We start from the raw sequence: 23,112 nt of genomic DNA on the forward strand, positions 1-23,112 counted from the left end.
TGCGCGTGGGCGTCTCGAGGGGTGTGTTGTGAGGTCTGGGTAGAGGTCGAGGCCTCCAGGATGGGTAGCGACCAAGCAACCCGATCCATGAAGGCCTCGACGTGTCTCATGCTATCTGCGCGCCCGCGTGCGCGCTCTTCGACCTGCCCGACGTCCATGTCAGGGCCGTGGAACGCGGACCACGCTCGTTCACCGTGGTGGTGGAGACTTCTCCGACGCTGGTGGGGTGCCCGTCCTGCGGGGTGCTCGCCACCGGCCACGGCCGCCGGGAGGTCGTGCTCCACGATCTGCCCTGCGCTGGGGTGCCCGTGCGGGTGGTGTGGCGCAAGCGGATCTTCAGGTGCCGGGAGGACGCCTGCGAGGTCGTGACGTTCAGCGAGGTCCACGAGCTGGCCGCGCCGCGGGCCAAGCTCACCACCCGCGCGATCGCCTGGGCGGTGACGCAGCTGCGCTCCCACGACATCGCGGTCTCCGCCCTGGCGGACATGCTCGGAGTCGCCTGGAACACCGTCTGGCACGCCGTGGCCCCGGTCATCGAAGGCCAGCTGGCCGCGGAGGATCGGCTGGCCGGGGTGGACGCCCTCGGTGTCGACGAGCACGTGTGGCGCCACGTGGGTCCACCCGGCACCGGGCTGGTCACCGGGATCGTGGACCACTCCCGCGGCGAGGACGGCCGGCCCCGGGCGCGACTGCTGGACCTGGTCAAGGGGCGCACGGGGGCGGCCTACGGCGACTGGCTCACCGAGCAGGGTCCGGCGTTCACGAGCGGGATCCGCACGGCGACGCTGGACCCGTTCCACGGCTACGCCAACGCCATCCGCGACGAACTCCCTGAGGCGATCACCGTCCTGGACGCCTTCCACGTGGTGAAACTCGGTGGGCAGGTCGTGGACGAGGTGCGTCGTCGGGTGCAGCAGGACACCCTGGGCCACCGGGGCCGGGCCGGGGACCCGCTCTACGGGATCCGCCGCACCTTGCAGATCGGCGCCGAGCACCTCACCGCCAAACAGATCACCCGGCTCAACACCAAGCTCGAGGCCGGAGACCCGCACCACGAGGTGACCCTGGCCTGGCACTGCTATCAGAAGCTGCGTGCGATCTACCACGCCCGCCCCGAGACCGGCCGCCGGCTGGTCGCCGAGATCCTTGCCGCCTTCCCGTCCTGCCCGATCCCGGAGATCGCCCGGCTCGGGCGGACCCTGCGCCGGTGGAAGGCCGCGATCCTGGCCTACTTCGACACCGCCGGGGCCTCCAACGGGCCCACCGAGGCCGTGAACGGGGTGATCGAGACGATGCGCCGGGTCGCCCGCGGCTTCCGGAACTTCGGCAACTACCGCCTACGCGCCCTGCTCGCCGCCGGCGGACACCGGCCGTGGCGCAAGACCCCTACCCATGCTCATCTGTGAAGGGCCCGCAACCCTTTCTGGCGGCAGTACTGGAAACGCCCCGGAACGCGTCTTGCAATGCCCCTCCCGGTGTAGAATTGAGGATGATGAACTCCCGGAGTTCAGCACTCGGTTCACCCACTGACGAGGGGCAACGATGACGGCAACCATTCAGCGAAAACAACGCACGTCAGCCCCGCCGCGCACACGGCTGCCGGTGTCGAACTTCGCCGCGAAAACCACCATGGCCGTCACCGGTCTCATTTTCGTCGGATTTGTGTTCGTGCACATGTACGGCAATCTGCACATCTTCCGCGGCCAGGAGGAGTTCGACCACTACGCACACTGGCTGCGCGAGATCCTGATGCCGCTCATGCCCTACGCGGGTGTCCTGTGGGTGCTGCGCGTCGTGCTGCTGATCAGCCTGGTGCTGCACGTGGGCTGCGGGCTCCTGCTGTGGACGCGCGCCCGTCGAGCCCGCGGGCCGTTCAAACGCACCGGGCTGCGCCGCGGCGACGCCCTGATGGCGCGCTCGATGCTCGGGACCGGCCTGGTGATCCTGCTGTTCGTGATCTTCCACATCCTGGACCTCACGCTGGGTGTCCAGCCGGCCGCATCCGGGGCGTTCGAGAGCGGATCGGCGTACGCCAATCTGGTCGCCAGTTTCCAGCGGCCCGTCGTGGCCCTCTTCTACATGCTCACCATGCTGGTGCTCACCGTGCACGTGGCCCACGGGACGTGGACCGCCGCCAACGACCTCGGCGCCACCGGCAGGCGGCTGCGGCAGCTCGCCGCGTGGGTGGCGGGACTGGTCGCCATGGCCATCTGCCTGGGCAACATCTCGATCCCCGTCTTGGTTCTCCTGGGAGTGATTCAGTGATGACGGCATCCTCGACCACCCAGCCGCACGCCCTGCTGGACGAGCTGCGCACCGTGGGCTCGGACCTCCCTGGTCTGGGCTCGGACGTGCCCCCGTCCCAGACGTGGGCGGACCGGCGGCTGCACTACCGCATGGTGGGCCCGCTCAACCGTCGGAAGTTCACCGTGGTCGTCGTGGGCACCGGACTCGCCGGTGCAGGTGCGGCGGCGGCCCTGGGCGAACTCGGCTACAACGTGGAGTCGTTCACCTTCCACGACGCCCCGCGCCGCGCCCACTCGGTGGCCGCCCAGGGCGGCATCAACGCCGCACGCGCCCGCACGGTGGACAACGACTCGATCGCCCGGTTCGTGAAGGACACCGTCAAGGGCGGCGACTTCCGCGGCCGCGAGGCCGATGCCTGGCGGCTGGCCGAGGAGAGCATCCGGGTCATCGACCACATGAACGCGATCGGCGCGCCCTTCGCCCGCGAGTACGGGGGCGGGCTGGCCACCCGCTCGTTCGGCGGCGTGCAGGTCTCCCGGACCTACTACACGCGCGGGCAGACCGGTCAACAGCTGCAGGTTGCCGCCGCCCAGGCGCTGCTGCGGCAGGTCTCCACGGGACAGGTGAACCTGCACACTCGCACCGAGATGCTGGACCTCATCGTCGTGGAGGGCCGCGCCCAGGGCATCGTGGTGCGCGACCTCGTGACCGGGAAGATCTCGGCGGTCACCGGGGACGCCGTGGTGCTCGCCACCGGCGGCTACGGCAACGTCTACTACCGCTCCACGCTGGCCAAGAACTCGAACGTCACCGCCGCATTCCGGGCCCACCGGCGCGGCGCGCTGTTCGCCAACCCGTGCTTCATCCAGTTCCACCCCACGGCCCTGCCGGTCTCCAGCGAGTGGCAGTCGAAGACCACTCTCATGAGCGAGTCCCTGCGCAACGACGGCCGAATCTGGGTTCCTGTGAAGGCCGGGGACCACCGGCCCCCGAACGAGATTCCCGAGGACGAGCGCGACTACTACCTCGAACGCCGGTACCCGGCCTTCGGCAACCTCACACCGCGCGACGTCGCCAGCCGGGCCGCGCGCACCGAGATCGACGCGGGGCGCGGCGTCGGGCCGCTGAAGAACTCCGTCTACCTCGACTTCCGGGACGCCATCGAGCGTCTGGGCCGCAAGGTGATCGCGGAGCGTTATGGCAACCTTTTCGAGATGTACTCGGACGCCACCGGCGAGGACCCGTACGAGGAGCCCATGCGCATTGCACCCGGCGCGCACTTCGCCATGGGCGGGCTGTGGAGCGACTACGACATGATGACGTCGATCCCCGGGCTGTTCGTGGGCGGCGAGGCCGGCTGGGGCTACCACGGCGCCAACCGCCTGGGCGCCAACTCGCTGCTCTCCGCGTGCGTGGACGGGTGGTTCACGCTCCCCTACTCGGTGCCCAACTACCTGGCGCCGCTGCTGGGCAGGTCGAAGCTCTCACCGGACGACGGCGTCGTGCGGGCCGCGGTTGCCGAGGCCGAGGCGGGCGTGCAGGCGCTGGTCGACATCGGCGGCACGCAGGGCCCGGAGCGCTTCCACCGCCGGCTGGGCGACCTGCTGTACGAGAAGTGCGGGGTGACGCGCACCGCCGAGGGGCTGGCCGAGGGTCTGCGAGGCATCCGGAAGCTGCGCAGGGAGTTCTGGAGCGACCTGCGGGTGCAGGGGCGCCCGGACGGCTTCAACCAGGAGCTCGAGCGCGCCGGCCGCGTGGCCGACTACCTGGACATGGCCGAGCTCATGTGCCTGGACGCGCTGGACCGGGACGAGTCCGCCGGCGCGCACTTCCGCGAGGAGCACCAGACCGAGGGCGGCGAGGCCCAGCGCGACGACGAGCACTGGCTGTTCGCGTCCGCGTGGGAGCGTGCTGATTCCGGCGAGACCGGCGAAACGGGGCCGCGCTACATCAGGCACCAGGAGCCCCTGGAGTTCCCCAGCGTCCCGCCCGAGACCCGCGACTACCGATGAGAGGACCATCCTCATGAAACTCACGTTGAAAGTCTGGCGTCAGGAGTCCGGCGCCGAGGAAGGGCACTTCGAGGAGTACCTGCTGGAGGAGGTCGGACCCGAGTTCTCCCTCCTGGAGGCGCTCGACAAGCTCAACGACGACCTCGTTGCCCGTGGTGAGGAGCCGATCGCGTTCGACTCGGACTGCCGCGAAGGCATCTGCGGGGCGTGCGGCGTGACCGTGGACGGCACTCCGCACGGCCCCCAAAAGAACACGCCGTCGTGCCGGCAGCACCTGCGGTCCTTCGAGGACGGCGCGACCGTGCAGCTCGAACCGTTCCGCAGCGGAGCGTTCCCCGTGGTCAAGGACCTCGCGGTGAACCGCAGCGCGCTGGACCGGCTGATCGAGGCCGGCGGGTTCGTCTCCACCTCCGTGGGCACAGCGCCGGACGCGGACGCCATCCCGGTCTCGCACGAGGCCGCGGAGTGGGCGCTGGACCTGGCAGCGTGCATCGGCTGCGGTGCGTGCGTTGCCGCGTGCCCCAACGGTTCCGCGCAGCTGTTCGCCGGGTCCAAGACGATGCACCTGGCCACGCTGCCCTCCAGCCAGAAGGAGCGTGGCCGCCGGGCCAAAGGCATCACGCGCGCGGCCGAGGAGGAGTTCGGTCCGTGCTCGGTCTACGGCGAGTGCGCGGAGGTGTGCCCCGCTGGGATCCCGTTGACCGCGATTGCCGGCCTCAACAAGGAGAAGCTGCGGCAGGTGCTGCGCAACACGGCCGCCGCACCCCCTCCCCCGGCGACCCCCGACGACGCGCGGGGCCCCTGGGAGGGCACCGAGCGTCGTCGTGCGGGGAGGGTTTGCCGGGCGGACTACATGGCGAGGTCGCCGAGGATCCACATCCAGCCGCTGCCCACCACGGTCCAGATGATGATGATGGCCACGGACATGATGAAGGCGACCTTGAACCACTCGGAGACCTTGACGTACCCGGAACCGTAGACCACCCCGGACGGGCCCGAGGCGTAGTGGCTGATGGCGCCGAACAGGTTGCCGATGTAGCCGAGGGCGAGGGCCGCGAACATCGGCGGGGCACCCGCGGTGATGGCCGCACCCAGGAAGACGCCGTACATCGCGACGATCTGCGCGGTGTTCGAGGCGAACAAGTAGTGCGCGTAGAAGTAGACGAGCGCCAGGATGGCAAAGGAAACAGCCCAGGGCATGCCGCCGACGGCGCCGGAAACCACCGAGCCGATCCAGGTGATGACGCCCAGGTTGTTCAGGTTCTCCGCCATGCCCACCAGGACCGCGAAGAAGATCAGGGTGTTCCAGGCGGAGCCGTTCTTGGCCATGTCGTTCCAGGTGAGCACCTTGGTCACCAGCAGCACCGCGATGCCGACGAAGGCCGCCGTGGTGGCGTTGACACCGATGGCCGTGCCGAAGACCCACAGCAGCAGGAGCAGCACGAACGTGGCCGCCATGATGATCTCACCGCGAGTCATGGACCCCATCTTCTGCAGCTCGCTGCGGGCCATGGTGGGTGCTTCCGGAGTGCTCTTCAGCGTGGGCGGGTAGACCTTCATGAGCAGCCACGGGACCACCGCCAGGCTCACGAGGCCGGGGATCAGCGCGGCCAGGGCCCACTGGCCCCAGGAGATGTGCACGCCGAGCTTCTCGGCGGAGGCCACGGCCAGCGGGTTGCCGGCCATCGCGGTGATGAACATGGCGCTGGTGATCACGTTGACGTGGGCGGCGGTGAACGTGAGGTAGGAGCCGAGCTTCCTGCGGGACTCGTCGGTGTCCGGGGTGGAGCCCTGCACCTCCGCGACGGAGCGGACGATCGGGTAGATCACACCACCCGCGCGGGCCGTGTTGGACGGGGTGGCCGGGGCGAGCAGGAGGTCCGTGACGGCCATGCCGTAGGCGATGCCCAGGGGTGATTTGCCCAGGATCGTGAGGAACATCAGGGCCACGCGGCGCCCCAGCCCGGTGAGCAGAAAGCCGTCCGCGATGAAGAATGCCGCGACGATCAGCAGCACCGCGGAATTGGAGAACCCGCTCAGGGCCTCCCCGCTCTTGACGTCCATGGCGCCGGTGATCATGGCGGTGGCCAGACCGATCAGCGCCACCGAGGGGGTGGGCAGGGGCTGCAGGATGAGCCCCAGGATGGTCGCGACGAAGATCCCGAGCATGTGCATGCCGCGGGGGTCCACGCCCTCCGGCGCGGGGATGAAGAAGATCACCGCTCCCACCAGCACCATCAGTCCGAACTTCCAGAGCATGGAGACGGTGTCCCGACTCATGGCTCTGGATTCGTGGGTGGAATCAACCTGATGGCCGGACATTTCTGCCTCCGAGTGTCGCTCCGGTGTGAGACCCTTCTCCCCACAATTATAGACCCGTGGCCAGCGGAAATACGGTTCCCTGGTCATGTGGAGCCGACCGGCCTGGTGATTCCCGTCACCGTTCAATAAGGGTCGTGGGAAGCGCGCAAAGGCAGGGTATGGATCGGTTTTCAACCGGCCGTGGGTGTCGACATCGAGGCGTTCCCCGTCCACCAGAAATTTCTGGCGCTGGGTGCCTTACCTCTAGCGGAATCTGGGCTGTCCACCCCTGCCGACGCTCTTTAGGAGCGTGGATGGGGACAGCCGCCGGCTGGTCGCCGAGATCCTTGCCGCCTTCCCGTCCTGCCCGATCCCGGAGATCGCCCGGCTCGGGCGGACCCTGCGCCGGTGGAAGGCCGCGATCCTGGCCTACTTCGACACCGCCGGGGCCTCCAACGGGCCCACCGAGGCCGTGAACGGGGTGATCGAGACGATGCGCCGGGTCGCCCGCGGCTTCCGGAACTTCGGCAACTACCGCCTACGCGCCCTGCTCGCCACCGGCGGACACCGGCCGTGGCGCAAGACCCCTACCCATGCTCATCTGTGAAGGGCCCCTTTCTGGCGGGCACACGGAGTGGTGCTGCCGCTCAGACTATGGCGGCGTTTCGCGCCCGAGATAGCGAAACGGGTCGATCTCCAACCGGAGACCGACCCGCAATGCTGCCCGGACGGGTACGCGTCAGCGGCGGTCTAGTAGCTCGCGCGCTCGCCTTGGGCCTCGGCGCCCTGCCGCGCGTGGATGAACGTATCCGCGAGCTTCTCGGATGCGCGGGCCAGCAGCGAGACATCGGCCGCGACGAGGATGAAGTCCATGCCGTCGTCGAGGTAGCCGAGCGCGACCTGCTGGTCGAACGCGTTAATACCGACCGGCTTCCCGGCCGCGCGGGCGGCCGCGATCGACGTGTGGACGCCGGCCACAACATCCGGGTGGGTCTGCTGGCCGATGAAGCCCATCGAGGCCGCGAGGTCGCTCGGGCCGATGAAGATGCCGTCGACACCCTCGGTGTTCACGATCGCCTCGACGTTCTCCACCGCCTCCGCCGACTCGATCTGCACGAACAGCGAGACGAGCTCGTCGTTGGCGCGCCCCAGGTAGCCCTCGACGCGGTTCCAGCGGCCCCCGCGCGAGAGGGCGGCGCCGACGCCGCGCACGCCAGCGGGCGGGTAGCGCACCGCGCGAACCGCGGCAGCCGCATCCTCGCCCGAATTCACCATCGGCACGAGCAGGTTCTGCGCGCCGAGGTCGAGGTACTGCTTGATGATGACCTCGTTGTTCACGGGCACGCGCACGACCGGGGTGACCGGGTAGGCGGCGAGGATCTGCAGCTGGGTCTGGATCGACTCGAGCGAGAGCGGGGCGTGCTCGCCGTCGATGAGAACCCAGTCGAGGCCCGAGCCGGCCGCGATCTCGGCGTTCACCGTCGAGCCCGAGCAGAGCCACATGCCGGCGAGGCCGCGGTCGGCGTCAGCGAGGCGCTGTGCGAAGGTGGGAGGAAGCTCTAGAGAAAACGACATGAAATGGTGCCCATCTTTCCGTAATCGCACACGACCGAGTCGCCGCGCTCGACCCACATGGGTCGGGTGAACGAGCCGGCGAGGACGATCTCGCCCGCCTCGAGCCGCTGGCCGTGCTGATGGAATTTGTTCGCGAGCCAGGCGACGCCGGTGGCGGGGTGGTTGAGCACGCCCGCCGCGACGCCGGTCTCTTCGATGGTCTCGTTGCGGTAGAGCAGCGCCGAGACCCAGCGCAGGTCGATCTCGTCGGGGCGCATCGGGATGCCGCCGAGCACCATGCCGCCGTAGGCCGCGTTGTCGGAGATGGTGTCGACGATGGTGCGGCCCTCCATCTCGATGTGCGAGTTGAGGATCTCGAGCGCGGGTGTGACGAACTCGGTGGCGCGGATGACGTCGAACAGCGAGCAGTTCGGGCCTTCGAGCGGCGACTTGAGTACGAACGCGAGCTCGACTTCGATGCGGACGTTCGTGAACTGGTCGAACTCGATGACCGAGCCGTTTTCGTAGACGGTGTCGTCGAACATGACGCCGTAGTCGGGCTCGGTGATGCCGGTGGCGGCCTGCATCGCCTTCGAGGTGAGGCCGATCTTACGGCCGACGAGCTTGCGGCCGGCGGCGACCTGGCTGTCGCGCCAGACGCCCTGGATTGCGTAGGAGTCCTCGACGGTCGCGTCGGGGTAGCGGGCGGTGATGCGGGGGATCACCGTGTGAGTGCGCTCGGCGTCGGCGAGCTCCTCGGCAATCTTTCTGATGTCGTCATTGGCAAGCATGCCCCAATCGTATTTGATTTGCCTTACCCCCGTCTGAGGTTGCCCCCGGATTCCGGACACTGACCAGGCGGGATCCGTGTGTTTGCGGGCCCGTCGGGGAGGATGTCCTTGATGGGCACGAGCAAGAGAAAAACATACACGCCGGAGTATCGACGTGAGGCCGCACATCTGGTGATCGACACGGGTCGGACCGTCGCGGCGGTAGCGCGCGAGATCGGTGTCGGTGAGCAGTTGTTGGGCCGGTGGGTGCACGCCGAACGAGCGCGCACAGGCGGTGAGGCCGACACGTCGCTGGATCTGAACGAGCGCGCCGAGCTTGAACGGTTACGCCGCGAGAATCAGGATCTGCGGATGGACAACGAGTTCCTGGGAAAAGCGGCGGCCTTCTTCGCATCGAAGCAGAACCCGAGGAACGGTTCGCGGTGATCGAGGCGGAGAAGGCCAATCAGACGACGATGACGGTGACACGGATGTGTGCGCTGCTCGGGGTGGACCGGCGCCGGTACTACGAGTGGCGGGCCCGGATAGCTGCCGGCCCGTCGCCACGGCAGCAGCGAGCGGCGGAACTGACGGTGCAGATCCGTGAGTTCCATGCCGCGTCTGACGGGACCTATGGGGCGCCAAGGATCCATGCTGATCTGCAGGACGCCGGGGTGGTGGTCTCGCGCAAGACGGTCGCGAAACTCATGCAGGTAGACGGTGTCACGGGGATCAGCCCCGCTACCTGGCATCCACCGATGACCGTCCATGGTGAGGATCCGTTCCCTGTCCCCGACCTGGTGGAGCGGCAGTTTGACAAGGGTGAACGCGACGTCGCTTGGTTCTCCGACATCACGTATCTGCACACCGGTGAGGGATGGGCGTATCTGTGCGTCGTCAGGGACGGGAACACCCGCCGCGTCCTGGGCCGGACCGTCGGCGACAGCCTGCACACCGACCTCGTCGAAGACGCACTGCGCCAGGCGGTCGCGCTGCGCGGTCACCTGCCGCGGAAGGTGATCTTCCACGCCGATAGAGGCACCCAGTACACCAGCGCGCAGCTCGCGAAAGCAGCGAAGGAGCTTGGCGTGCTGCGGTCGATGGGCCGCACCGGGGTGTGCTGGGACAATGCCGCCGCGGAATCGTTCTGGTCAACGTTCAAGAACGAGTACTATCACCGGCACGCCTTCGCCACGATCGACGCCGCGCGACGCGGCGCCTACGTCTGGATCGATGGCTGGTACAACGCCCGTCGCCGACACTCCGCCATCGGCTACCTCAGCCCGCTAGAGTACGAACGACGCCAGCTCGCGCTGGCAGCCTGACCAACCAACCACCTGTCCGGGAATCGGGGTCAGCCTCAGTCCGAGTGCCTCCCCTCATGGTTGAGTGGTCGTTTTTTGTAGTTTTCGGTGCCTGGAAACTACAAAAAGCGACCACTCAACTGTTATTTGGTGGGGTAGGACCAGGATGCGGTGGCGGGGTCGGTGCCGTAGGCGTCGGATGCGGTGGTCGGGTCGTCCCAGCCCGGGTCGTTGCCGAGTTGGAGGCAGTCCTCGATGCGGCCGGATGCGCCGGCGATCGACACCTCGAGCACCTGCGCGCCGCGTTCACAGCGGCCGTTCGACTGCCACGAGAGTTCAAGGGTTGCCGATGAGCCGGGCTCGATCGTCGGCGCGGATGCCGACCCGGGCGACTCCTCCCATTCGACATCGATGTCGATGCCGTCGAGCGTTGACGTTGCGAACGTTGGCGGCTCGCGCAGCGTGACCTGCGCATCCGAGCAGTTGAGCATCTCGACCCCGAGATACCGGCTGCCCGCGGCGGCGTCGACGATGCTGAAGCCAATCGCGAGCTCGGCCGTGCCATCGCAGCTCGCGGGCGTCGCGGCTTCACGAATCGGCACCTCGCCCTCGTACGGCCCGGAGGGCAGCTCGGATGCGCCACTCGCGCCGGCGGTCTCGCCAACATCCGCCTCGGGGATGCGCGACCCGGCCGTGCTCGTGCACGCGGCCAACAGTGCAAAGGCCGCCGCGCATCCGACCGCCGCCCGCATCCCTCGCCATCTCCCCACGGTCTCCATCCTCCCAGGAAACCAGCGTTGAGTGGTCGTTTTTTGTAGTTTCCAGGCGCTGGAAACTACAAAAAGCGACCACTCAACAGGAGGCGGGGGAGGTCGAGTTGTGGGGCGGCAGTGGTTGTGCAGAATGAAAATCATTCTCAAAAGCGATAGGGTTGCTGCGATGACCACGATTGATCGAGCCCAGCGCGACGCCACGACGACGGGCAGCGCAACGGATCACGTGCATCCGAAGACCGTGACGGGTGGGTCGCGTCACGACCACCCCGGCCCGCGCCGCCGCGCCGGGTGGCTCGCGGTCGGCATCCCGGTTGCGCTCGTCGCCGTCACGCTCGCGGCGTGCGGCATTGGCCCCGTCGGCACGAGCCCGGGCGAGGTGATCGTGGCCCTGCTCGATCCGCTCCGCGAGCCACTCAGCCGCCTCGGAGTATCGCTGCCCGAGCTGCCCGCCGCGACCGTGTCACTCGTGTGGGGCGTGCGCCTGCCACGCGTCGCCCTCGCGCTACTCGTGGGGGCCGGGCTCGCCGCGGCGGGTGCGGTCATGCAAGCGGTATTTCGCAATCCGCTCGCCGAGCCTGGTGTCACCGGGGTGTCGTCGGGCGCCGCGGTTGGGGCGGTCGCGGTCATCGTCTCGGGCGCCGCGGTCGCCGCACCGTGGCTGCTGCCACTCGCCGCGTTCGTCGGCGCGCTCGCGGCGGTCGCGGTCGTGCAACTCGTGGCCGGGATGCGAGGGGGAGCCGGGGCGACGCTGCTGCTCGTCGGCATCGCGGTGAACGCGTTCCTCGGCGCCGTGATCGCGGCGGTGATCGCGAATGCCCCCGATTCCGACGACGCGCAGCAAGCGATGTTCTGGCTCAACGGCGACCTCACCTCGACGAACTGGGGCGACGTTGGCCTCGCGGTGGCACCGATCGTAGTGGGCACGCTGCTGCTCGCGACGGCCGTGCCCGAGCTCGACCTGTTCGTGCTCGGCGACGACCACGCCGCCTCAAGCGGCGTGCGAACGGGGCGCGCACGACAGAGTCTGCTTGCGATCGCGGCGCTCGTCACGGCGGCGGGTGTCGCCGTGACCGGCGTGATCTCGTTCGTCGGCCTCGTCGTGCCCCACCTCGTGCGGCTCGTGCTCGGCCCCGACCACCGCACCCTGCTGCCGGTGAGCATGGGGTTCGGCGCCATCTTCCTCGTGCTCGCCGACCTGATCGCCCGCAACCTCTTCGACCCCGTCGTGCTGCAGACCGGCACCGTCACCGCGTTCATCGGCGCGCCGGTGCTGCTCGTGCTCGTAGCGCGCCGGGCGAGGGCCGCGTGAGCGTCGTCGCGCCGAGCCGCCCCGAGTCGCTGCTCGGAGCCCGAGGCGTGTACGCGGGCTACCGCGGCCGCGAGGTACTGCGCGGCATCGACCTCGACGTGCGGGCCGGCGAGGTGCTCGGCCTTATCGGGCCGAACGGCGCCGGCAAGTCGACCCTGCTGCGCGTGCTCGGCGGGCTCGCGGCGCCCGGCGCGGGCGAGGTGACAACCCCGGTCGGCACCCTCGCTCGGCTCGCGGCCCGCGATCGCGCCCGGCACGTCGCGTTCCTGCCGCAGGACACCCGCATCGATGCCGAGCTCACCGTGCGCGCCGTCGTCGAGCTCGGGCGGTATGCGCATCGGCGACGCCTCGACCGGATGCGCGGGGAGCTTCGCGCCGGCGACCTCGCGGCCGTCGACGACGCCCTCGCCCGGGTCGGCGTGCGCGATTTCGCCGAACGGCCGATCACCGAGCTCTCGGGCGGACAGCGGCAGCTTGTGCTCATCGGGAAGCAGCTCGCCCAACAACCCCGCGTGCTGCTGCTCGACGAGCCCGTCTCGGCCCTCGACCTCGCGTATCAGCTGCAGGTCGTCGACCTGCTCCGCGACCTCGCGCGCGACGGCTGCGCGGTCGTCGCGGTGCTCCACGACCTCAACCTCGCCGCCCGCGCCTGCGACCGGCTCGCGCTCCTCGCCGACGGGGAACTCCGCGCTGAGGGTCCGCCCGAGCGCGTGCTCACGCCGGGCACGCTCGAGGCGGCGTACGGCGTGCACAGCGCCGTCGATCTCGACCCGCGGCTCGAGGTGCCGCGGGTGACCGTGCTGTCGCGCGCATCCGTGCCCACGGGCGCGGGGTAGGGGGGGCAGCAGCCCGGCCGCCTCGCGCCCGGCCACCAGTACCAGTCAGACCACCACCAAGAGAAAGCGAACCATGACCCAACGATTCCCACTGCGCCTGCTCGCCACCGCGGCCCTCGCCGCCGTCGCACTCACCGGCTGCGCCGCCACGACGGGCGCTGCCACCGGCACCACGGCAGCGAGCGACGCCGCGTCCGGCGCGAGCTGGCCGAGAACGGTGGAGGTGGGCGAGCGCACGGTGCAGGTCACCGCCGAGCCCGTGCGCATTGCCGCCCTCTCGACCGAGGTGGGCGACCTCGCCCTCGAACTCGTCGGACCCGAGCGACTCGTGGCCGTCTCGGAGGGGTCGGCGACCCCTGGAACCGGCAACCAGCTCGACCTCGCCGAGCAGGTCGCCACCCACGTCAGCGTGACGCAAAACCCTGATCCCGAGCAAATTCTCGCGCTCGAGCCCGACCTCGTGCTGCTCACGGGGCGGCACGACGATGAGGCGTCGCTCATCGAGTCGCTCGACAGCGCGGGCGTGCCGATGGCGGCGTTCGACTCGTCGGCGTTCGGCGACCCCGAGTCGGTCGCGACCTCGATCGAACAGCTCGGCGAACTGCTCGGCGCCGACCCCGAGGCGGCCGAGCTCGCGACCTCGGTGCGCGATGAGGCCAAGGCCGTAACCGACGCGGTCGCCGACGTCGACGAGCGCCCGAGCGTGCTCGTGCTCATGTCGCGCGGCGGGCAGCAACTGATCAGGGGCGCGCAGACCTCGACGACGAACCTCGTCGAGCTCGCGGGCGGCGACTCGGTCGCGAGCGACCACGGCTGGAATCAGGCCGTCGCGGCCGACCTCGAGCTGATCGTCGACGCGAACCCCGACGTTATTCTCGTGCAAGACTTCCACGGCGCCGGCCTCGACCCGTTTACTGAGCTGCTCGAGAACCCGGCGCTCGCCGACGTCACCGCCATCGCCGACGACCACGTCGAGCTCGTCGACGCCGCCACGACCTCGGGCACCGCCGGGTCACGCATCGGCGAGGGCCTCGCCGAGATCGCTGGCCTGCTGCACCCGGAGCTGTTCGGCTAGCCGCCCACGGCATCCACCCCCAGCATGCGCGCGCTCGCGTACCCCGGGGTGCGCGAGTTAAGGAGAATGGAACACATGTGGATCGCTGAGATGCTTCGAGACGCGCCTCGCGGCGCGTGGCTCGCGGTGGCGGCGAGCTGGGTCCGCACCGCGTCGCTCGCCGCCGCGGCGGTGGCGGCGGGGCTCCTCGTGGATGCCGCGCTCGCGGAACGCTCGATCGTCCCGGCTGCGCTGTGGTCGGCCGCGCTGGCGACGATCGGCGCAGTCGCGGGCGCGGTCGCCGAGGCGATTCCGGGCCGGATGCAAGGCGTCGAGGAGGCGAGCTGGCGCGCCCGGGTGATGGCGGCGGGGATGCGCGGCACGATCCGCGTCGGCGAGTCGGGGCACGGAGCCACCGCCGCGCCGCCGCCCGCCTCCGGAGCGGAGGGCGCGCATCCTGCCCGCGCAGCGGAGGGCATGATCGCCGATGCCGCGACGGGCGCGGTCGAGAAGATAGGCGGGTATCGCGCGACGTTTCTCGCGCCGACCTTCGCGTCGTTCACGGCGCCGCTCGCCGTGCTCGTGGCCTGGGCGGTGGGAGTCGACTGGCGAAGCGCGCTCGCGCTCGCGACGTTCGTCGCGCTCGTGCCGATCGTGATTGCGACGGCGTCGAAGCTGCTGCGCGGATCGAATGCCGAGTACCGCCGCCGCGAGGCACAGGCGGCCGCCCGGTACCTTGAGCTGCTCGAGGGGCTCGGCACGATCAAGGTGCTCGGTGCCTTCGATCGCGTGTGGCGCGAGTACGCGCAGTCGGCGCGCAACGCCATGGCCGAACTCGGGCGCCTGCTCGCCCGCAACCAGACTACGATCATCGTGAACGACGCGGTGTTCGGACTCCTCATGAGCGGCGCCGCGATCGCGCTCATCCTCGCCGGCACCGCGACGGGAAGCCTCACCGCTGGCGCGGCGTTCGCGGGCGTCTTGCTCACCGTGCTGCTCGTCGAGCCCATCGACCGCGTCGGCCGCACGTTCTACGTCGGCCTCGCCGGACGGGCGCGCCGCGATCAGGTCGAGCGGATGCTCCCGCCAGCCGACAGCGAAGCGCACGTGGATGCGCGTTCGGCCTGGTCGATATCCTCGCGCGCCGAGCAGCCTGCCGACTCCGACCCATCCACGCCCTCGAGCCCCGGCCCGGGCATCCCGGCCGACCTCGACCTCCGCGACATCACAGTGCTGCACCCCGACGGTACCGCGGCGCTGCGCGGCATCGACCTGCGCATCCCGGCGGGCGCGCGCGTGAGCCTCGTCGGGCCGACCGGGGCGGGCAAGTCGACGCTGCTGCGCGTCATCGCCGGCCTGCAGGCACCGACCGCGGGCGAGGTGCGGGTTGGCGGCGCACCGCGGACCCCGGCCGAGCTGCGCGCGAACATGACCCTCGTCGCGCAGCACGCCGGCCTGCTCTCGACGACGGTCGCCGACAATCTGCGCCTCGCTGCGCCCGGCGCATCCGACGCCGAACTCCGCGACGCCCTCGACCGAGCCCACCTCGGCGCCGAGCTCGAGCACCGCGCCCTCGACGCCCGCGTCGGCAACGCTGGCGCGCACCTCTCGGGCGGGCAGCGGCGCCGCCTCACGCTCGCGCGCGCCCTGCTGCGCGCGCGGCCGGTGCTGCTGCTCGACGAGGCGACCGCCGACCTCGACCGTCGCACCGAAGCGCTCGTGCGCGAGTCGCTCCGCGAGGCGGCGGTTGGACGAACCGTCGTGCAGGTTGCGCACCGCCTTGCGATGACCGCCGACAGCGACCTCGTTGTCGTGCTCGATGGTGGCCGCATCATCGACCAGGGCACGCCCGCCGAACTCCGCGCCAGCGGCGGCTACTACCGCGACGCGATCAAGGCGGAGGCAACGACGTGACCGGCCAGGCTCGCCGCCGGGGCACGGTCGCCTGGCTGCTCAACTTTGCGAGGCCCGCGACGGCGCTGCTCACCGCATCCACCGCCTCGCGCCTCGCGGGTCACGCGCTCGGCGCCGCGACCCTCGCGCTGCCGGCCTGGGCGGTGGGGATGCTCGCGACGGGGCAGGCGGCCGGCGCGGGATTCGTCGTGCTCACGGTCGCGCTCACGCTCGTCGCCGCGGTCGCGAAGGCGGTGCTGCGGTACCTCGAGCAGTTGCTCGGTCACCTCGCGGCGTTCGGGCTCATGGGCGAGATGCGCGTCGAGCTGCTCGCGCGCCTCGCCCCGCAGGCGCCCGCCGTCACCGACGGGGCCGGTGCGGCGCGGATTCAGGCGGTCGCCGTGCGCGACGTCGATCGCGTCGAGGTGTTCTTTGCGCACACGATTGCGCCGGCGGTGAGCGCGGTCGTGATTCCGCTCGCCGCGGCCGCCGTCGCCTGGGTGGCGGCCGGGCCTGCGGTTGGCCTCACGGTTGCCGTCGTGCTTGCCCTCGGGCTCGGCCTGCCGCTGCTCGGTGCGGGCGCGGGCCAGCGCGGGGCCCGCGAAGTCGCTACCGTGCGGGCCGACATCGCCCAGCACGTCGCCGACACGCTGCGGCTGCGTGATGACGTGCGCGCGAATGAAGCGGAGCGGGTGCGGGCGGCCGGGCTGGCCGAGCAGGATGCGCTCCTCAGTCGCGCGCTCGCGGCGAGCGGGCGTCGGGCGGGGCTGCGGCACGCGCTTGCGAACCTGCGCGTGTGGCTCGGCACCCTCGGCGTGCTCGCCGTCGGCGTCGTGACCGCGACCGACCTCGAAGCCGCGCTGCCGAGCATCCTGCTGGCCGCGGCCCTCGTGCCGGGAACTATCACCTCGCTCGAGACGGTCGAACGGCTCGCGACCTCGCTGCCGACCGGGCTCGAAGCGGCCCGCCGCGTTCGGGAGCTGCTCGACGCCGCGCCGGTCGTCGACGAGCCGGTCACCGCCACAACCGCATCGTTGCCGGCGGCTCCGGCGCTCGAACTGCGCGACGTGACGTTCGCGTATCCGGGTGCCCCGTCACCGACCCTCGAGGGCCTCTCGTTCGCGGTCGCGCGCGGCGAGTTTGTCGGCGTGGTCGGCGCAACCGGGTCGGGCAAATCGACGATCTCGCGGCTCGCGCAACGGCACTTCGATCCGCAGCGGGGCACGGTGTTCGTCGACGGTGTGGATGCGCGCGAGCTCGGCTCGGCGGAGGTGGCGCGGCGCGTGGTCGTCGCCGACCAAGATCCGTTCGTGCTCGAGGGGACCATGCGCGAGAGCCTTCGGCTTGCCGACGATTCGGCGAGCGACGAGCGGCTTCGCTGGGCCCTCGAACTCGTTGAGCTCGACCACGGCCTCGACGCGCAGGTGGGTCGCCGCGGCGCGCGCTTGTCGGGCGGGCAGCGGCAGCGACTTGCGCTCGCGCGCACGCTCGTGCGGGCCGCGCCCGAGCTCGACCGGTGCATCCTCGTGCTCGACGAGGCGACGAGCCATCAAGACCCGCTCACGCAGGCCCGCCTCATCGCCCGGCTGCGCGCGCTTGGCGTGACGCTCGTCGTGATCGCGCACCGCCTCGAGACGCTCCGCGACGCCGACCGCACGATCACCCTCTCCGCATCCGCAACCCCCGCATCCCCCTAAAAAACCAGTTGAGTGGTCGTTTTTTGTAGTGTTTCCGATCTGGAAACTACAAAAAACGACCACTCAACTGTTGGTGGGGCGCGTTAGAGCTGGTTGCCTACCTTGTAGCCCTTGGTGTCGTCGCCGTCGCGGGTGTACGAGAAACCGTCGGCGCCGATGGTCTGCGCCATCTCGGATGCGTCGGTGCGGGCGATCACCGGCTGCGGCTTGCCGTCGAGGTCGAGCACGAGTGAGGCGTCGGTGTACCACGAGGGCACGACCGGGTTGCCCCACCAGTCGCGGCGCTGGTTGTCGTGCACATCCCACGTGACGACCGGGTTGTCGGGGTCACCCGTGTAGTAGTCCTGCGTGTAGATCTCGACGCGGTGGCCGTCGGGGTCGCGCAGGTAGAGGTAGAACGCGTTCGAGACGCCGTGGCGGCCAGGGCCGCGCTCGATCGCGTCCGAGCGGCGCAGCGCGCCGAGCTTGTCGCAGATCGCGAGGATGTTGTGCTTCTCGTGCGTCGCGAATGCGATGTGGTGCATACGGGGGCCATCGCCGCCGGTCGCGGCGGTGTCGTGCACGGTCGGCTTGCGGCGCATCCAGGCCGCATAGACGGTGCCGTCCTTGTCCTGGATGTCCTCGGTCACGCGGAAACCGAGGTCCTGGTAGTGGCGCACGGCGCGCGGCACATCCGGGGTGACCTGGTTGAAGTGGTCGAGGCGCACGAGCTCGCCCGGAATCTGCAGGTCGTAGCGCCACGAGAGGCGCTCGACGTGGTCGGTCTCGTAGAAGAACTCGTAGGGGAACCCCAGCGGGTCTTCAACGCGCACCGAGTCGCCGATGCCCTTCGTGAAGCCCTCGGGGCGGCGCTCGACGCGGCAGCCAAGCTCCTCGTAGAAGGCGACGGCCTTGTCAAGGTCTTCCGGCGTGCGCACGCGGTACGAGAACGCGGCGACGGCGGCAACGGGGCCCTGGCGCAGCACGAGGTTGTGGTGGATGAACTCCTCGGTCGAGCGCAGGTAGATCGCTTCGTCGTCCTCCTCGGTCACGTGCAGGCCAAGAATGTCGACGTAGAACTCGCGCGACTGTGCGAGGTCGGTGACGACGAGATCCATGTAGGCGCAGCGCAGGATGTCCGGCGCTTCGGCCTTGGGGGTCGCGACCGGGTTCGCGGGCTCGATCGGGGCTTCCTTGGTGACGTAGAAGCCGGCCGACGTGCGGTCTTCTTCTCTAAATGCAGACATTGTTCTACTTCCGTGTAGCTATGTGGTGGGGATGCGGGACTACTTGCCGGTGCCGAAGCGCGGGCTGTGCGCCTCGTTCAGCGTGATCTGAATCGACTGCTGCGTCGTGTAGAAGTCGACCGAGCGGTAGCCGCCCTCGCGGCCGAGGCCCGACGCCTTCACGCCGCCGAACGGGGTGCGCAGGTCGCGAACGTTGTTCGAGTTGAGCCACACCATGCCCGACTCGATCGCGCCGGCGAAGTTGTGCGCGCGCTTGAGGTTCGAGGTCCACACGTAGGCGGCGAGGCCGTACTTCGTGTTGTTTGCGAGCTCGAGCGCCTCTTCGTCGGTGTCGAACGGGGTGATCGCCACGACCGGGCCGAAGATCTCTTCCTGGAAGATGCGGGCATCGGGCTTCACGTCGGCGAAGACAGTCGGCGCGACGTAGGTGCCCTCGGGGAAGTTCTCGGGGCGACCGCCACCGGCGAGGAGGCGACCCTCCGACTTACCGATCTCGATGTACTCCATGACCTTCTCGAAGTGGGTCGGGTGCACGAGCGCCGCGACCTCGGTCTTCGGGTCGCCGGGCTCGCCGACGATGATGTTCTTCGCGCGCTCGGCGAAGCGAGCCACGAAGTCGTCGTAGATGTCGCGCTGCACGAGCACGCGCGAACCGGCGGTGCAACGCTCGCCGTTGAGGCTGAAGACGCCGAAGACGGTCGCGTCGAGCGCGGCCTCGATGTCGGCGTCGGCGAACACGACGGCGGGGCTCTTGCCACCGAGCTCGAGCGAGAGGCCCTTGAGCATCGGCGCGGCGTTCGTCGAGAGGGTCGCGCCGGTCGAGCTGTCGCCGGTGAACGAGATGAGGGGCACGTTCGGGTGCTTCACGAGCGCGTCGCCCGCGGTGCTGCCCGAGCCGAACACGAGGTTGAAGACGCCCTTTGGTAGGCCGGCTTCTTCGAAGATCTCGGGCCACAGGGCGGCCGAGAGCGGGGTGTAGCTGGCAGGCTTGAGCACGACGCTGTTCCCGGTCGCGATGGCCGGCGCGAGCTTCCACGACTCCTGCATGAACGGCACGTTCCAGGGCGTGATGAGGCCGGCGACGCCGATCGGCTTACGGTTGACGTAGTTCATCTGGCGGCCGGGTACGCGGAACGCGTTGTCCTGCTGCGCGACGATCAGGTCGGCGAAGAAACGGAAGTTCTCGGCCGCGCGGCGGGCCTGGCCCTTTGCCTGGGTGATCGGCAGGCCCGAGTCCCAGCTTTCGATGAGCGCAAGGCGCTCGTCGCGCGACTCGATGATGTCGGCGATCTTGTGCAGCACGCGCGAGCGGTCGCGGTTGAGGGCACGCGACCAGCTGCCCTCGTCGAAGGCGCGCTGGGCGGCGGCGACGGCGAGGTCGACGTCGTCCTTGTCGCCCGAGGCCGTGGTCATGTAGGTCTCGTTGGTGGCGGGGTTGATCACATCGAAGGTCTTGCCGGACTTGGCGTCGACGAACTCACCGTCGATGTAGAGCTGGATGTGGCTCGGGAGATCTGCGGGACGAGTAGTCATGCGATTTTCCTTACTTGGTGGGTGATGTGGCTAGGCGCGCGGGCCGCGGGCCTGGTCGGTCTTGGCGTTGAGCGAGCGCAGCACCGCGTTCATGGTGTTGAGCCGGTGCTCGCGCGCCTGGGCTTCGATTTGGTCGTGGGCTGCGCCGGATTCAATGAGCGCGATGAGTGCCTCGTGCTCCTCGACGGATGCGGTGGAGCGGCCGGGCACGAACGCGAACGACGATTCGCGCATGGTTTCGAGCCGGTGCCAGCCGCGGCGCACGAGGTCGGCGATGTGCGAGTTGTCGCAGTGCTGGAACAGCACGCCGTGGAACTCCTGGTTGAGGCGCGTGAACTTCGCGGCGTCGAGGAGTTCGAGCTCAGTGAGGGCGCGCATCTGCGCGTTGAGTTCGCGCGCCTCGGCGAGGTTCTCGGGCGTGAGCTTCGGCGCCGACTTCGCGGTGGCGTAGCCCTCGACGAGGCTGAGCGTCTCCATCGTCTCGTGGTAGACGTCGCTGTTGAGCATCGTCACCTGCGCGCCCACGTTGTGGACGAACGTCACCGCGCCCTCGGCCTCGAGCATCCGAATCGCCTCGCGCACCGGCACCGTCGAGCAGCCGAGGTCGTTTGAGATCTGCGCGAGCACGAGCCGGTAGCCGGGGCCGAATGCGCCCGAGGTGATGCGCTCGCGCAGGTAGTTGTACGCCTGCTGCGTCTTCGAGGGTTCGACGGCGGTGGTCATTATTCGCCGGCCTTCCAGGCCTCGTACTTCTGCTTCCACTCGCCGGTGGGAGGGAAGAGGCCGTCGACCTTGTTGCCGGCCTTGACCTGGTCAAAGACCCACGCATCCTGCTTTTCCTGCTCGAACGCGTCGTTGACGACCTCTGCGAACAGGTGCGGCGGAATCACGATGACGCCGTCGTCGTCGCCGACGATGACGTCGCCGGGCTGCACCGTGGTGCCGCCGCAGGCGATCGTCGCGTCGAACTCCCACGGCACGTGGCGGCGGCCGAGCACGGCGGGGTGCGAGCCGTTCGAGTAGACGGGGATGTCGAGCTCCGCGACCGCGGCCGAGTCGCGCACGCCGCCGTCGGTGACCACGCCGGATGCGCCGAGCACCTGGGCGCGCAGGGCGAGCACGTCGCCGAGGGTGCCGGTGCCTTTCTCGCCGCGGGCCTCCATGACGACGACGTCGCCGGGCTTGACCGAATCCATCGCCTGCTTCTGCGCGTTGTAGCCGCCGCCGACCTTCTTGAAGAGGTCTTCGCGGTTCGGCACGTAGCGCAGGGTCTTCGCGTAGCCGAGGATGCGGCGGCCGGGGTGGTTCGTGGTCGGGCCATCGATCGAGCAGTTCTCGATGCCGCGCTTGCGCAGCTGCGCCCAGAGCGTGGCGACGGCGGTCTCGGCGACCTTCTCGCGCAGTTCCTGCGTGATGACGGCGCGCGGGTCGGTGAGTCCGGCTTTCGCCTTCGAGCCCCACGCCTCCTCGCGCTGGGTGTCGTCAACCTTCGGCTGCGCCCCGAATGCCGCCATCTCGTACGCCGACTCGACGACGTTGGTGACCAGGCGGCCGCTCGACGGGGCGCCAGGCGCGGTCGGGGCATCCACCTCGACCTCGACGACGTCGCCGGGCTGCGCGACCGAGCTGCCCGCGGGCGTGCCGGTGAGGATGATGTCGCCCGCCTCGAGCGTCATGAGTTGCGAGAGGTCGGCGACGAGCTGGCCGAAGGGGAACGCGAGCTCGGCCGTGGTGTCGTCTTGCACGAGGTTGCCGTTAAGCCAGGTGCGCACGCGCAGGGCCTGCGGGTCGAGGTCGGCGGCCGGGATGACCTCGGGGCCGAGCGGCGTGAAGCCGTCGCCCGACTTGTTCTTCACGTTCGAGCCCTTGTCGGCGTGGCGGAGGTCGTAGAGGCCCCAGTCGTTCGCGGCGGTGATGCCGCTGACCTTCGACCAGCCCTCTTCGGGGCTGACGCGGCGGCAGGTCTCGCCGATGATGAGGGCGATCTCGCCCTCGAACGCGAGCAGCTCGGTGCCCTTTGGTCGCTCGATGGTGTCGCCGGTGTTGGCAATCGACGTGGCGGCCTTGATGAAGTAGCCGGGGAACTTGGGGGAGCGGCCGCGCTCGGCGATGCGTGAAGGGTAGTTCAGGTGCAAGGCAAGAATCTTGCCGGGGCGGTTGGTGCGGTCGGTGAAGTCGACTGACATTGCGTTTCCCTTCGCGTCGCTGCGATGCTGCCGCCGGTGGGTAGCTGATATACGAAATGATATACGATCGCCGACCGAGCGCAAGGGGCATCCAGCAGAGGCTCAGTTTTGGGGGTTTGGGCCGGTGGTTTGGCCGGGGCCCGAAGCGCGGGCTCGTGCTGGATGCGCGCGCCTGGGCTGGTGCGCTGGGCTCGGTCGGGTGCGCCGGTTCGGCCGACGTCGTGGCTTCGGCCGCGCTGGTTGGCGTGGCTTGGCGCTTTGTCGGTGGGTCGGATGCGCGGCGCGGACTCACCCGCAGGTGCGGCCAGGTCCCTTACTCACTTGCTTTGCTGGATGCGCTGGCCACGCTAGCGCGCGAGTCGGAGCGTCGCCTCAACGCGGGCGGGGAGTGACGCTGCCGCTTAGGCGGCACCC

Annotated in this window: 17 protein-coding genes and 2 pseudogenes; 11 read left to right on the forward strand and 8 right to left on the reverse strand. The window is 69.6% G+C overall.

Annotated elements, in window-relative coordinates; all coding sequences use genetic code 11:
• Positions 1-101 precede the first annotated feature (101 nt).
• From QM019_RS03820 to QM019_RS03835, 4 genes and pseudogenes are all read left to right on the forward strand, one after another.
• The gene (locus tag QM019_RS03820; protein ID WP_282851933.1) at positions 102-1,406 is read left to right on the forward strand and encodes an ISL3 family transposase; all 1,305 of its coding nucleotides are present in this window, start codon (positions 102-104) and stop codon (positions 1,404-1,406) included.
• A gap of 136 nt (positions 1,407-1,542) precedes the next feature.
• A complete protein-coding gene (locus tag QM019_RS03825) occupies positions 1,543-2,265 on the forward strand; it encodes a succinate dehydrogenase cytochrome b subunit (protein ID WP_091697765.1) in 723 nt (240 codons plus the stop codon).
• Positions 2,265-4,259, forward strand: a complete 1,995-nt coding sequence (locus QM019_RS03830) for a fumarate reductase/succinate dehydrogenase flavoprotein subunit (RefSeq protein ID WP_091697763.1) — start codon at positions 2,265-2,267, stop codon at positions 4,257-4,259. The genes QM019_RS03825 and QM019_RS03830 overlap by 1 nt, the downstream gene beginning before the upstream one ends.
• 13 nt (positions 4,260-4,272) lie before the next feature.
• Positions 4,273-5,010: pseudogene (locus tag QM019_RS03835) on the forward strand (succinate dehydrogenase/fumarate reductase iron-sulfur subunit); the annotation flags it as partial.
• 98 nt (positions 5,011-5,108) lie between these two features.
• Here QM019_RS03835 and QM019_RS03840 read toward each other — a convergent pair.
• On the reverse strand, positions 5,109-6,539 hold the full coding sequence (locus tag QM019_RS03840) for an anion permease (protein WP_282851956.1): 1,431 nt from the start codon (positions 6,537-6,539) through the stop codon (positions 5,109-5,111).
• A gap of 343 nt (positions 6,540-6,882) precedes the next feature.
• Between QM019_RS03840 and QM019_RS03845 the strand changes: the two are divergent.
• Positions 6,883-7,167 (forward strand): annotated as a pseudogene (locus tag QM019_RS03845) (transposase); the annotation flags it as partial.
• A gap of 143 nt (positions 7,168-7,310) precedes the next feature.
• Here the strand turns inward: QM019_RS03845 and QM019_RS03850 are convergent.
• Positions 7,311-8,135 carry an HpcH/HpaI aldolase family protein gene (locus QM019_RS03850; protein ID WP_282851934.1) on the reverse strand — a complete coding sequence of 275 codons (825 nt, stop codon included), beginning with the start codon at positions 8,133-8,135 and terminating at the stop codon, positions 7,311-7,313.
• Positions 8,120-8,905 carry a 2-oxo-hept-4-ene-1,7-dioate hydratase gene (gene hpaH, locus QM019_RS03855; protein ID WP_282851935.1) on the reverse strand — a complete coding sequence of 262 codons (786 nt, stop codon included), beginning with the start codon at positions 8,903-8,905 and terminating at the stop codon, positions 8,120-8,122. Before hpaH ends, QM019_RS03850 begins: the two co-directional genes overlap by 16 nt.
• A gap of 102 nt (positions 8,906-9,007) precedes the next feature.
• Here hpaH and QM019_RS03865 point away from each other — a divergent pair.
• Positions 9,008-10,209, forward strand: a protein-coding gene (locus QM019_RS03865) for an IS3 family transposase (protein WP_428831954.1) whose coding sequence is annotated in 2 segments (ribosomal slippage) — positions 9,008-9,272 and positions 9,272-10,209 — 1,203 coding nt in all. Because the reading frame shifts where the segments join, the coding sequence is not laid out codon by codon here.
• A 122-nt stretch (positions 10,210-10,331) separates the two neighbouring features.
• Here the strand turns inward: QM019_RS03865 and QM019_RS03870 are convergent.
• The gene (locus QM019_RS03870; RefSeq protein WP_282851937.1) at positions 10,332-10,958 is read right to left on the reverse strand and encodes a DUF4232 domain-containing protein; all 627 of its coding nucleotides are present in this window, start codon (positions 10,956-10,958) and stop codon (positions 10,332-10,334) included.
• Positions 10,959-11,127: 169 nt separating this feature from the next.
• Between QM019_RS03870 and QM019_RS03875 the strand changes: the two genes are divergently transcribed.
• The 5 genes from QM019_RS03875 to QM019_RS03895 all read left to right on the forward strand — a co-directional run bounded on the left by QM019_RS03875 (position 11,128) and on the right by QM019_RS03895 (position 17,753).
• Positions 11,128-12,273, forward strand: coding sequence for a FecCD family ABC transporter permease (locus QM019_RS03875; RefSeq protein WP_282851938.1), 1,146 nt, complete (start codon positions 11,128-11,130; stop codon positions 12,271-12,273).
• Positions 12,270-13,109, forward strand: coding sequence for an ABC transporter ATP-binding protein (locus QM019_RS03880; protein WP_282851939.1), 840 nt, complete (start codon positions 12,270-12,272; stop codon positions 13,107-13,109). Before QM019_RS03875 ends, QM019_RS03880 begins: the two co-directional genes overlap by 4 nt.
• A 73-nt stretch (positions 13,110-13,182) precedes the next feature.
• Positions 13,183-14,184, forward strand: a complete 1,002-nt coding sequence (locus QM019_RS03885; RefSeq protein ID WP_282851940.1) for an ABC transporter substrate-binding protein — start codon at positions 13,183-13,185, stop codon at positions 14,182-14,184.
• A 75-nt stretch (positions 14,185-14,259) separates the two neighbouring features.
• Positions 14,260-16,077, forward strand: a complete 1,818-nt coding sequence (locus tag QM019_RS03890; RefSeq protein ID WP_282851942.1) for an ATP-binding cassette domain-containing protein — start codon at positions 14,260-14,262, stop codon at positions 16,075-16,077.
• Complete coding sequence (locus tag QM019_RS03895; RefSeq protein ID WP_282851943.1) at positions 16,074-17,753, forward strand: ABC transporter ATP-binding protein; 1,680 nt, start codon at positions 16,074-16,076, stop codon at positions 17,751-17,753. Before QM019_RS03890 ends, QM019_RS03895 begins: the two co-directional genes overlap by 4 nt.
• Before the next feature lie 83 nt (positions 17,754-17,836).
• On the opposite strand, the gene hpaD is transcribed toward QM019_RS03895, so the two are convergent.
• From hpaD to QM019_RS03915, 4 genes are read right to left on the reverse strand one after another with little or no spacing between them, the layout of a single operon-like run.
• The gene (hpaD, locus tag QM019_RS03900) at positions 17,837-18,979 is read right to left on the reverse strand and encodes a 3,4-dihydroxyphenylacetate 2,3-dioxygenase (RefSeq protein WP_282851944.1); all 1,143 of its coding nucleotides are present in this window, start codon (positions 18,977-18,979) and stop codon (positions 17,837-17,839) included.
• 39 nt (positions 18,980-19,018) lie between these two features.
• Positions 19,019-20,512: a 5-carboxymethyl-2-hydroxymuconate semialdehyde dehydrogenase gene (gene hpaE / locus QM019_RS03905; protein ID WP_282851945.1), complete on the reverse strand. Its 1,494-nt coding sequence runs from the start codon at positions 20,510-20,512 to the stop codon at positions 19,019-19,021.
• Positions 20,513-20,542: 30 nt separating this feature from the next.
• Positions 20,543-21,235 carry a GntR family transcriptional regulator gene (locus QM019_RS03910; RefSeq protein ID WP_282851946.1) on the reverse strand — a complete coding sequence of 231 codons (693 nt, stop codon included), beginning with the start codon at positions 21,233-21,235 and terminating at the stop codon, positions 20,543-20,545.
• Positions 21,235-22,698 (reverse strand): fumarylacetoacetate hydrolase family protein, encoded by a 1,464-nt coding sequence (locus QM019_RS03915; RefSeq protein WP_282851947.1) that lies wholly within the window; start codon positions 22,696-22,698, stop codon positions 21,235-21,237. The genes QM019_RS03910 and QM019_RS03915 overlap by 1 nt, the downstream gene beginning before the upstream one ends.
• Between the last annotated feature and the right edge of the window lie 414 nt (positions 22,699-23,112).

Source organism: Gulosibacter sediminis, assembly GCF_030011715.1.
Classification (GTDB): Bacteria; Actinomycetota; Actinomycetes; order Actinomycetales; family Microbacteriaceae; genus Gulosibacter; species Gulosibacter sediminis.

What these genes read in the sequence shown, in the direction of transcription:
- QM019_RS03915 (WP_282851947.1), bottom strand. Translation starts at nt 22,698, where the DNA reads ATGTCAGTCGACTTCACCGACCGCACCAACCGCCCCGGCAAGATTCTT.
- QM019_RS03830 (WP_091697763.1), top strand. Translation starts at nt 2,265, where the DNA reads ATGACGGCATCCTCGACCACCCAGCCGCACGCCCTGCTGGACGAGCTG.
- hpaE (WP_282851945.1), bottom strand. Translation starts at nt 20,512, where the DNA reads ATGACTACTCGTCCCGCAGATCTCCCGAGCCACATCCAGCTCTACATC.
- hpaD (WP_282851944.1), bottom strand. Translation starts at nt 18,979, where the DNA reads ATGTCTGCATTTAGAGAAGAAGACCGCACGTCGGCCGGCTTCTACGTC.
- QM019_RS03910 (WP_282851946.1), bottom strand. Translation starts at nt 21,235, where the DNA reads ATGACCACCGCCGTCGAACCCTCGAAGACGCAGCAGGCGTACAACTAC.
- QM019_RS03850 (WP_282851934.1), bottom strand. Translation starts at nt 8,135, where the DNA reads ATGTCGTTTTCTCTAGAGCTTCCTCCCACCTTCGCACAGCGCCTCGCT.
- QM019_RS03840 (WP_282851956.1), bottom strand. Translation starts at nt 6,539, where the DNA reads ATGAGTCGGGACACCGTCTCCATGCTCTGGAAGTTCGGACTGATGGTG.
- QM019_RS03890 (WP_282851942.1), top strand. Translation starts at nt 14,260, where the DNA reads ATGTGGATCGCTGAGATGCTTCGAGACGCGCCTCGCGGCGCGTGGCTC.
- QM019_RS03885 (WP_282851940.1), top strand. Translation starts at nt 13,183, where the DNA reads ATGACCCAACGATTCCCACTGCGCCTGCTCGCCACCGCGGCCCTCGCC.
- QM019_RS03825 (WP_091697765.1), top strand. Translation starts at nt 1,543, where the DNA reads ATGACGGCAACCATTCAGCGAAAACAACGCACGTCAGCCCCGCCGCGC.
- QM019_RS03875 (WP_282851938.1), top strand. Translation starts at nt 11,128, where the DNA reads ATGACCACGATTGATCGAGCCCAGCGCGACGCCACGACGACGGGCAGC.
- hpaH (WP_282851935.1), bottom strand. Translation starts at nt 8,905, where the DNA reads ATGCTTGCCAATGACGACATCAGAAAGATTGCCGAGGAGCTCGCCGAC.